Origin of the sequence: Bacteroides sp. AM54-2NS, from assembly GCF_003602935.1 — a bacterium.
Lineage (GTDB): Bacteria > Bacteroidota > Bacteroidia > Bacteroidales > Bacteroidaceae > Bacteroides > Bacteroides xylanisolvens.
Genome location: NZ_QTMZ01000033.1, coordinates 51,939 through 62,096, shown reverse-complemented (window position 1 = coordinate 62,096; position 10,158 = coordinate 51,939). Strand labels below are relative to the sequence as shown.

At 42.6% G+C, this 10,158-nt stretch carries 7 protein-coding genes; all 7 read right to left on the bottom strand.

From position 1 onward, the window contains the following. Positions 1-108: 108 nt before the first annotated feature. On the bottom strand, positions 109-1,005 hold the full coding sequence (locus tag DXA05_RS18340) for an Rpn family recombination-promoting nuclease/putative transposase (protein WP_118407786.1): 897 nt from the start codon (positions 1,003-1,005) through the stop codon (positions 109-111). Positions 1,006-1,248: 243 nt separating this feature from the next. Next, positions 1,249-2,502, bottom strand: coding sequence for a DUF1735 and LamG domain-containing protein (locus DXA05_RS18335; RefSeq protein ID WP_128859469.1), 1,254 nt, complete (start codon positions 2,500-2,502; stop codon positions 1,249-1,251). Between the two features lie 48 nt (positions 2,503-2,550). Continuing rightward, positions 2,551-3,540 (bottom strand): glycosyl hydrolase family 18 protein, encoded by a 990-nt coding sequence (locus tag DXA05_RS18330; RefSeq protein WP_128859468.1) that lies wholly within the window; start codon positions 3,538-3,540, stop codon positions 2,551-2,553. A gap of 188 nt (positions 3,541-3,728) precedes the next feature. Further along, positions 3,729-4,271: a DUF1735 domain-containing protein gene (locus DXA05_RS18325; RefSeq protein WP_128859467.1), complete on the bottom strand. Its 543-nt coding sequence runs from the start codon at positions 4,269-4,271 to the stop codon at positions 3,729-3,731. 12 nt (positions 4,272-4,283) lie between these two features. Further along, positions 4,284-5,231 (bottom strand): glycoside hydrolase family 18, encoded by a 948-nt coding sequence (locus DXA05_RS18320; protein WP_128859466.1) that lies wholly within the window; start codon positions 5,229-5,231, stop codon positions 4,284-4,286. A 43-nt stretch (positions 5,232-5,274) separates the two neighbouring features. Then, entirely contained in the window at positions 5,275-6,666 is a 1,392-nt protein-coding gene (locus DXA05_RS18315) for a SusD/RagB family nutrient-binding outer membrane lipoprotein (RefSeq protein ID WP_128859465.1), read from the bottom strand. 19 nt (positions 6,667-6,685) lie between these two features. Beyond that, positions 6,686-10,030 carry a TonB-dependent receptor gene (locus DXA05_RS18310; protein ID WP_117684279.1) on the bottom strand — a complete coding sequence of 1,115 codons (3,345 nt, stop codon included), beginning with the start codon at positions 10,028-10,030 and terminating at the stop codon, positions 6,686-6,688. Positions 10,031-10,158 lie beyond the last annotated feature (128 nt).

Here is a 10,158-nt window from a genome sequence, read left to right as displayed (position 1 = left end):
GATCTACATCTGGACTTTTAGTACATACGATGGGCAAAATTGCCATCGCATTCATTTATCTAATTTTCTAAAACAAGGAATCAGAGTTCAACTACTGATTCGCATTATTTATAACTTTTGAATTTCTTCCAATGAAAGTCCGGTAGCCTTTTGGATAGCTGTTATGTCTACTCCCTGTGATTTCAGATTGCTGGCAATTTCGAGCCGTTCTTCCATGCGTCCTTCCATGCGTCCTTCCATACGCCCCTCCATACGTCCTTCCATGCGCCCTTCCAGTTTTGCTCCATCTAATACATCATTTTGTATCATGATGGCACTAAGGTGCTCGTCGTAGGCATGTCTTTCTTCCTTGGACATATTGTAATAAATAAGTTTCCGGCGTGCTTCTTCCAGACCGGGAGCTGTTGTATCGGGGCGAATGCAACCAGTTTTCAAGTATTCAATCCATTCTTCCAATGGAGTGACGGCCACTTTATCGAATTCATTCACACGAATTAGAAAATATTCCGGAAAGATTTCTGCCGGAATCTTATGGACGATGGCGTCTTTTTCTTTAGTAGTTACTTCCAGTCTGTCTCCTGTATGTACTCCGATAAAATGGTTTTGTCCATGATACAAATAATCTTCTCCCTTACCGATATCGAAGTATAGAATACTGATAGAGTATATTTTTTTCACCGCATAGTAGCGTTCTCCTAAAGAAATATGTTCAGTGATAGCTTTTGCCACTCCGTACAAGATGCGTTCCAGATAATAGAGCTCCCGTGTATTTTGGATCTCTACAATAATGATTTCGTCCTTACTATTTCTGGCTTTAATATCTACCCGGTTGAATTTATCATCGATTGTTTGTTGGTTGCTTTCACTTTCCAATATCTCTATGATTTTCACGTTTTCACCGAGAAGGACAGTCAAGAAACCTTCCAGTACGCCGAAATTTGCCTTTTGGCGGAGAAGCCTTTTCACAGCCCAGTCAAAGCGTATATATTTGTCTTGTTGTTCCATATCAATTTAATTTTTAGGTTATTGCAAAGCTACGACTTTTTTTTTAGATAATGGCTACTCTTTGACTTTATATTTTCAGTGAATGAATCTGTGCATATTTGGCAAATTCATCAGGGGCAATTTAAATTATTCTATAGTAGAGAGTTAATTATTAACGCTGTCACATTTTACTATTCCCTTTTATGTAACTTAAAGTAGGAGTAAAAATGTGGCAGCGTTTTAGATTGAAATTTTAGGTCGTTATTATTCCTTATTTTTCTGTGTCACTTCAATGCCTTCCGGCCAAATAGCTTTAGCATATGCTTTTGCATCATTACCGTTTTCTGTATAGTCTTTCGCTATATCCCCTTTGCCTTCATTAAACTTCCAATAGGCTTTTAAACCTGTAGTTTGAGGATCGACATCATACATATTTTTGTAAATTTCTTCTTGTGAGCGTATCACGTTCCATATTCGTACTTCGCAGATTTCACCATCTAATTGACGAGTCATATCCTCTGGCTCACCATAGGAGTGTCCTATTTTAAACATAAAGTCCTTTCCTCGGGTTTGCTTGCCCAAATTAATGGGCTCACCAGTTCCGTAGTCCTCAATAGTACTCTGCAGTTTGCCATCCACGTAGATAGCGGCAGTTTTTGCTTCGGTGTCATAAGTCACGGCTACATGATACCATTCGCTTGGTTGCAACAATTTTCCTTCGTCTGCCTTTGGGAATTTAATCTCGTTGGCGGCAAACTGCAATTGCTGTTTGGGGAATCCTGAATCGCCCAAACGGAACAAACAGTATTGCTCTATACCCATTATAGTTGAAATCTCATTTTTAGGATCGAATCTATTTACCCGGATAATGGCTTCGAAGGTTAGTTGTGTTAGCCCATTTACCACATTAGCCGTAGGGCTGTCTTTTTCGAATCCGGGAACTTCAAAGTAGTTGTTTGAAAGGCTCACTGCTGTAGTAATGGCGCTGGAACGACGTACTATGTAACAAATAGTTTTTGATCCCTTCAATAATCCCATACCTCCTGACGCTTGCTGAATAGTGACAGGTAGCAGGAAATTAGTGTCAATGTCCAAATCCGTGAGGTCGGAGAAACTGATCGTTACGACTTCCGAGTTTACGTCTCCTTTGGGGATGACGACATGCTGTGTAGAAAACTTATAATATTTAGCGTCCAGCATTGCATAATTAGTGCCGAGACGCGCGTTATAATAACCTATCAACGAAGGATCTACCTGAAAATTAACATCAATATCTTGTTCGGCAGGGTATGCCAACACAGCAGAAAGCTCTTGCTGCCCTGTCTGTTTGAGATTATTAAATGTGAAATTAGCTACATCCTTCACTTTTGCCACATCTATATATACGGCATTGTCAAAAGGAGACGCTTTACTATAATCCTTGTTGTCACATGCCGCTACTAACAGAAGTAGGATTATGACAGAACCTGCAAAAGAGACGAATAATGGAATGTCTCGATGAATATGTTTTGTTTTCATAATATTCTCTTTTTATATTTTTCTTTTTATTGATCTCGACCGCTAGTTCTACCAATCTTTGGCGAGATAGCGATATCCTAAATGAAATTTTTGTCGATGTTCATCTGTTACAGTTTCGGATATACCATAGTTGTATTCTCCATTTTCTTCTCTCTCCATGAATGGAGGGCGTGGATTTTTACCCCACTCTAGACCATCTTCTGCTATTGCTCCAATAAAAGATAGATATCCATTTTCCATGCGATATTCGTATTGATTCTGTTCATCACTAATCATATCGCTGCCAAATACGATAATATTGTTCTTTTTTCGATTTTCTTCTTTTTTCCACATTATCGCCTTTTTCTTTGAGGCATTTAATATTCCCTCTGCACTCTTAGGATACAGAGGCATATTTACGCTTCCATAGCGTTCAGCTGTCAGTCCTGCTATGGGTTTACGAGTATAGTCGCTGTAAGGGTGTTCGGTTTCCCACGGTTCTATAATTTGCACTTCTTCTTCCTCTGAAACATAACCATGCCATGCGTAATCAATGTATTTTCCCACTTCTATACCTTCGCATAAAGCAGGATCATAGAAGGATGCAGTAGGCTCGTCCTTATCTACTAAAGTCAGCATTTTACCAGGCATTGCGTCACGCAAACTTTTGATAAGTTTGGGATATGAGGTGGTATTTACTGGAGGCATTCCCGCTTTATCATATCCACTGCCTACGTCCCAAAGGTTCACACCATCTAACTGGTAATACTCTATTGCATCTTTTACTTGTTTGGTAAAGTCTGCTATCTGGGCATCATTCATATTACAGAAGCCTAAGCCTTTACCACCGCCTTCGATGCACAGACACACTTTGCGTTCGTGATCTTGAAGAGGGCGGATGTAAGTGGCTGTATTCTCTAATACATAGCGTAGATCATTATTCAATGTTAGTATGGCGCGACCGGATTCTTTATCATAACCTACCGTTGCAATACGCAAGTTGACAATATTCCCCATACTGTACGCTTCCTTTTCCCGGGTTTCAGTATTTGTTCTCACGTATATAAAAATATCAGCAAGTATAGGTTGGTAAGTAGAGGTGTTGAGATAGAATACAGAAAGGAAACGGGTATCCAATGTTGCGATATTAACGCCATCTTCAGAAATTATTTCACCTGCCTTTTGGCGTACATTGACTCTGTATCTAAGATATTGCTTCTCTGTTTCACCGTCCGCATTAGTTTGCTCTATGGCAAAGAGTAATCGTAAGCATCATAATCTGCAGGCAGATTATGTGTAGAAAGCGTAAGTTTGATACTTGATGACTTCTCTTTTCCGGCAGGTATAGTCAGGATGCCTTCTCCCGAGATTACATTCCCTTTGGGGAACACTGCTGATTTTAACAAGGGTTTTTGTCTCCAATGTGCTGCAACCATACTTTCATTAAACGCTTCAATCTTCGCATTATCTGCCTTTATTTCAGCTTCAAACTCCATACTCATCTCGTTTTCCAATTTGACCGTTACCTTCACATCGCTTGTCGCAGGACGGCTTAACTGATAGAATATTTCATCGACAACTATTTCATCCTCACTGTCATTCGTCAGTTCAATAACTGCTTTCCCGGAGAAGGACGAATTGCTACGCAGCGTACTGCCAATACTTCCCATTGTCGTTTCATCCGGCAACTTACCTGCATCCGCCAAAATAGTATCTTCGGTGCAAGCTGACATTCCAACCGCTAGTATCAGGAGCGGGAACAGTATATATATGATAAATTTCTTTTTCATAATCGTACGTTTTTATTTCGACGGATTCATCTGTTGAATAGCCGTACGAGTGGTTTCATAATTCATATTCGCACTATAATAATCGCTGCCGATATTGTGAATGGCAAGGCCTCCAAGTGGCCCCATTGCAGCTACACAATCTGTCATCAGAGGCACTACACTTTGTTTTTCATTCTTTTCGTCTACTATTTGGTCGCCTATACGGGCAGATAATAGAACTTTCTCACGAGGTAGTATATTGCTATCCGGTAATCCGGCAATCAATAGATTTAGTTCGCTCACATTAGTGAGGTCAGCAGTATTTAACACAATGTAGTTTAGCTTTTCAAGGTCGGTAGACTCTATAAAGTCGGGATTACCTTCAAATACTAATAACTTGCCACCACCCGTTGTAGCGGATAGCTTAGAGACGATAAGCTGTGCGGCCTCCTTACGGGCTACCATTTCAGCATCTGTCCCGCTATATAGACGGACGCCTGTAAAGGCAAAACCATCCAGGTTCAATTCTGTGGCTGCGGCAACTGCTTTATCAAGCCAAGTTCCCAAAGCTGCGGCATCAGTAAAGGTAGCTGCCTGTGCAGCATAATCTACAAGATAGATTACCCGGGTACTCTTTTCACGCAATAGAAGAATGTCTTCACGGTCATTATCGCTGATATTGCCGGGATTGCATAAGGTAACAATGTCCAGTGAGTCGGGCAGTGAACGAAGGTAGCTTCCTTCATTTACAGGTTTCTCCGGAGAATTGTCAAATCGCGTATAAGCTATATAATGCTTACTTTGCTTGTAGGTATTCAATACCTGCATGTAGCTTGCCCAAAGTTCCGGATTCTGATCTTTTGGACTATTTATGTTCACATCCACCGGCTCCGGTTCGTTCCAGTCACTACATGCCGTAGGCAGAACGCACGCTAAGAGTAATAGAGTGCAGGTAAATATGTTATATATTATTGCTTTCATTTTTTCTTATTTTTCATTCGTATTAATCATACTCATTCATTTCTCATGGATTGGCATAAGGTTTCTTATCCCACCACAACCGTGTGCCTCCGTTGTCAGGGCCTCCTAACATACCTGTCGCCAGTTTTATATTAGAAAGATTCTCGGAGTACTCGATAGGAGGGTACCATAATCGGCGTATCATGTGATCGGTATCAATGGCACCACCGCTTTTATTCTTTATTACGGGTAACAGATGCGGATATCCCGTGCGCCGGTATTCGCTCCATGCTTCCACTCCCAAAGGGAAGTTAGCAATCCACTTTTGGGTGATGATACGTTCAAGGTTCCGCTCAAAATAATTATCCCCTTCTTCCCATGCTATGGTGATAGTACTGCGCGGGCCTTCATAATCTGTATATTCATATTGGGGGTCGTCATATGCCTGTGGCATATCGGTTGTATTTGCGGTATATGTATCTGCACCCGTCACTCCGTATTGTTCAAAAGAGAGAGCTATGGCTTGGTTATACAAATCTTTGGCTTCACCTCCCATATTCCATCCCCACAAAGCACCCTCGGCACGTAAGAAAGTGATCTCTGCAGCGTTCATCCACATATAGGGGCTGGTGCTTGTGATGATCGGCTTACTGTATGCTCCTATCATTTCATCTTTAGTGCGCACATCAATACCGATGCGTATTCCGGCATATCCATCCACTTCCATCCATGTTTCCTGGTCAGTAACCTTAACCGTAGTGAACATTTTCTCCCGCCTCGGATCCTTATAACCGTTCATATATGAGATGATATCACCGCCCACACGCTGGTCATTCCAGTTGTTGAACACCATTGCTGCACGGTTTTCCTCTACTTTCAAGAAAGCGTTGTCTGCATTTTGGGTAATGACGCCAGCGGTAACGGCTTCTTCGGCTATTCGCCGGGCTTCCTCTTTCATCTCCGGTACGTATGTCAAACGCATGGCCATACGTAACTTGAGCGAATTTGTGAATTTGAGCCATTTGGAGAGATCCCCCTGATAGACATCATCAAATCCTAATGCTAATGCGACCGGATCTTCTGTTTCGTCGAGCAAGTCACGATAGAACGGGTAAGTACGTGTGATAAGATCAGAGAAAGGCGCTTCCTGCCAGTCTGTTGGCGGATTGTATGTCTCAAATTTGGCTGTCCACTCCACAGTACAGCCGATATATCCGGAGAAAGCTCCGGCGGCAAGTGCTTCGACAAATTGGTAAAGATGCTCCTCCGTAGGAATAACCAATCCCTGTAATCCTTTGAGACTGGCACCAACATTGTATCCTTCACGGCCCAACTCTTCCTTGTCCACCTGATAGTCCTTCTGGTTTATTTTGTCAAAGTTGTCTATACACGCAGTTCCGACAAGAACAAATAGTGCAAGTGAGAACAACTTTATAATAGATGTAGTATGTTTCATTATAGCTGTTTTTTATCCGTTAAAAGTTTATTTTCACGTTAAAACCGATATTGCGTGTACTCGGTAGCATAAAGTAGTCGATTCCTTGATAATAATTGCCGGTTGTGGCAACCGCTTCAGGGTCGAAGGGAGCTTTGTTATATATCATACAGAGGTTGCGTCCTACAACGGACACCTGTATGTCACATACATCATGTAACCATTTACGGGGGAGGGTATATCCTATAGCTGCTTCCTGTAGGCGTACGTTGGTGGCGCTGTAGGTATAATATTGTGGCAATCCCAGCTGGGAACCAATGGCGGTGAACCATGTCTGGGCATCCACCCTGTTACGTCCGTTTATCAATACGCCACCGTTGTCCCGGGCAATCGCCGAGCTTTCGGACACACCGTATTGATCCATGGCTGCTGCTGTGGCAGAATAAACAATACCGCCAATACGTGCGGTCAACAGAGCACTGACATTAAATCCTTTCCATGAGAATTGATTGCTCCATGCCAGATTACACTTGGGGAAGACGCTTCCCAACTTGATATCAGGTTGATTATTGACTGTTATCAATGCGCCTGCAGGGGAAATTTCCACCATTCCGTTATCATCCCGTTTTAGGTCGGCTTGAGTGTAGAGGTCACCGAGTGACCCTCCCGTTTTCAGGATGAACCGTGCCTTTCCAAGTCCGCCTACGTCCAACCGGTCTTTATTGATAGGCTCACCTGTTTCCGGGTGTATGTAATCCTTTACCAGTTCGATAATTTTGTTTTTATTGTGGCTAAGCGTAAAGTTCGTTTGCCAGCGGAAGTCTTTTTTCCATGTGTGTCCATAACCAAGAGAGAGCTCGACTCCTTGGTTACGTACATAACCTGTTTGCAAGTAAATGGTAGTATATCCCGAAGATACGGAAATTTTCGGGTCGAAGGTCTGGTTGAACGTGTTAGCCAGATACCATGACACGCCAAGGTTGAAGTCCTTGAAGAGACGCATGTCCAGTCCTAATTCCCATGAATTGGTTCGCTCTGGCTTGAGGTCGCCGATAGGATAATGCGTTTTGGGTTTCCACGTCTGTGTCGTTTCATCGTACTCAAAGGTAGGTGAAGTCAGGTTACGTGGGTAGGGCATACCGACGGAACTGAATGAACCGCGTATTTTCAGGTAATCGATTGCAGAAGGTAGTTTTACCATTTCGGAGATGATCGCCGAAAGTCCCACTGACGGATAAAAGAAACAGGTGGAAGATGAGTTTGCCAGTTGTGATGCCCAGTCATTACGTCCGGTCAAAGTAAGGTAAAGCATACTTTTCCAGCCCAGTTCCGCACTCGCGAAAATGGATTGAGTTTGTTCCTCCCATTCATCCTGACGAGCTTTCTTTTGCGTATTGTCGAGATCGAAGACATTAAACACATTAGGAATACCATTGGCACGTATCGGTCCGCGATAACTAAGTTCGTCATACTTATTATCCACGATGCTCGCTCCGACATTCACTACAAGTGAGTAGTCCCCAAAGCGTTTATTGATGTTTGCCAGTACATCGGCGTACACTTGTGATTCATCCGGCTTGGCAATGGCGTAGAATCCTTGGGTACTACCTTCAGTGAGAGTAGTATTCGAACTGGCGTACAACTTTTGCTCATATTTGGTATTGGAGTTATCTACCCGGACACGTCCCGAGACGTTCAGCCAGTCCGTGATGTCGTAGCTTAACGAGGCGGACAGCATGTAACGCTTCTTATTGTTGGTCCGTAGATTACGATATGCTATCCAATAAGGGTTTTGCATACGCAGGTCTCCTTCGCCTTGTGGCCAGTACATGGTCTTGATCTTGCGGGCCGGGTCCCAACGTTCGAATACTTTTATCAAGTTGAAATCGTCTCCACGCGGAAACAGGTAAACAGGAACTATCGGGTTTGAGTAAGCGCCTTGATTAGTCATGTTGCGATCATTCTGAATAATATAGCTCGCTCCGATGTCTAGTTTCAGTTTATCATTCAGGAATGAAGTAGTATTACGGAAAGTAAAATTAAAACGGTTGTAGCGGTTATTCGGTACAATCCCCTCCGAGTTTACTGCGGCTGCGGAAAAGAAGGTCTGGTTCTTTTCTGTACCTGTCGATAAGGTGACGGAATTGGTATAAGTCATTCCTGTGTCGAAAAAGTCACGTGGTTCGTACCCCCTGCGGGATGCATCGTTCAGTAACGGTCCCCAACTCAAATTTGTAGAAGAACCGTCCGATTTTCCTTTACTGCCTGTACCATAACGGTTCTGAAAGCGCGGCATCACAAATGGTTTAGAAAAATCAGTGTTACTGGATACAGAAACCTGCATTTTGCCTACCTTACCCCGTTTCGTGTTGATGACGATAGCTCCGTTGGCAGCGTTACTTCCGTATAGTGCGGCGGCGGCCGCTCCTGTCAAGACCGAGATGCTTTCAATATCGTCCGGGTTGATGTCGGCAATGCTTTCGGTAACTCCCTGGGAACCGTTTTCCGTACCGCCGCCACCACCGAAATTAAACATCGGGATGCCGTCAATCACATACAGGGCATTGCTGGATTGCTCAATAGACTTCGTACCGCGCATTATCACTTTGCTGGCTCCACCTACACCGGAAGAACTGCTGTTGATATTGACACCTGCCACTTTGCCATTCAGGCTGTTGATGAAGTTAGCGTCTTTAATTTCTGTCAGTTGATCCGATTTCACCTGTTGCACATTGTAGCTCAAAGCTTTCTGCTCGCGCTTGATACCGAGGGCAGTCACGACTACTTCGTTGAGTTGTTTCGTGTCGCTTACTAATTTTACTGCATAGATGTTTTTATCTGTTATTCTCACAGTTTTGGACGTATATCCCACATAGGTAAAGCTTAATATATTACCTTGGCGGACCACGATTGTGAAATTGCCATCTATGTCGGTGATAGCTCCTTCGGAGTTTCCTTCCACTTTGATATTAACTCCAATTAGAGGTTCATTATTCTCATCAACAACTTTTCCAGTCACATTCTTAATTGGATTTACTTCTGTTTTTTTGTCAGGAACAATCATTATATATTTCCCTTTGAACTCATAAGTGAATCCACTGTCTTTGAGAATTTGTGTAAGGGCGTTCTCTACTGTTACAGCTCTAAGATCAAGATTTAATACAGGCTTGTTCTTTAATTGGGAGTCGTTGTAACCTACAGATAGGCCGGATTGTTTTTCTACTTCTTTAAGTGCTTCAATGACAGATATATTTTTCTTTTGAATGGTGATTGAGGCATCTGTTTGCGCAAAGGAGCTTGTTGTAATGAGCAACAAGCAGAAAAAAAGTAAAAAACTTCTTCCCTTTGCTGTATGGTCTACTATAAATTCATAAATTTGTAGCATTTTCTTAGTATTAGGTTATAAACTAAATTATTTCACGGTGATTAATAGAGTAGAACTCTAATATTGAGAAATTTGATTTCATATCCGGGATAGAGTTCGCCCTCTGTTCCGGATACTTTTTGCATGGG

Coding starts and splice junctions, on each gene's coding strand:
- DXA05_RS18340 (WP_118407786.1), bottom strand. CDS start 1,005: ATGGAACAACAAGACAAATATATACGCTTTGACTGGGCTGTGAAAAGG.
- DXA05_RS18335 (WP_128859469.1), bottom strand. CDS start 2,502: ATGAAAACAAAACATATTCATCGAGACATTCCATTATTCGTCTCTTTT.
- DXA05_RS18325 (WP_128859467.1), bottom strand. CDS start 4,271: ATGAAAAAGAAATTTATCATATATATACTGTTCCCGCTCCTGATACTA.
- DXA05_RS18320 (WP_128859466.1), bottom strand. CDS start 5,231: ATGAAAGCAATAATATATAACATATTTACCTGCACTCTATTACTCTTA.
- DXA05_RS18315 (WP_128859465.1), bottom strand. CDS start 6,666: ATGAAACATACTACATCTATTATAAAGTTGTTCTCACTTGCACTATTT.
- DXA05_RS18310 (WP_117684279.1), bottom strand. CDS start 10,030: ATGCTACAAATTTATGAATTTATAGTAGACCATACAGCAAAGGGAAGA.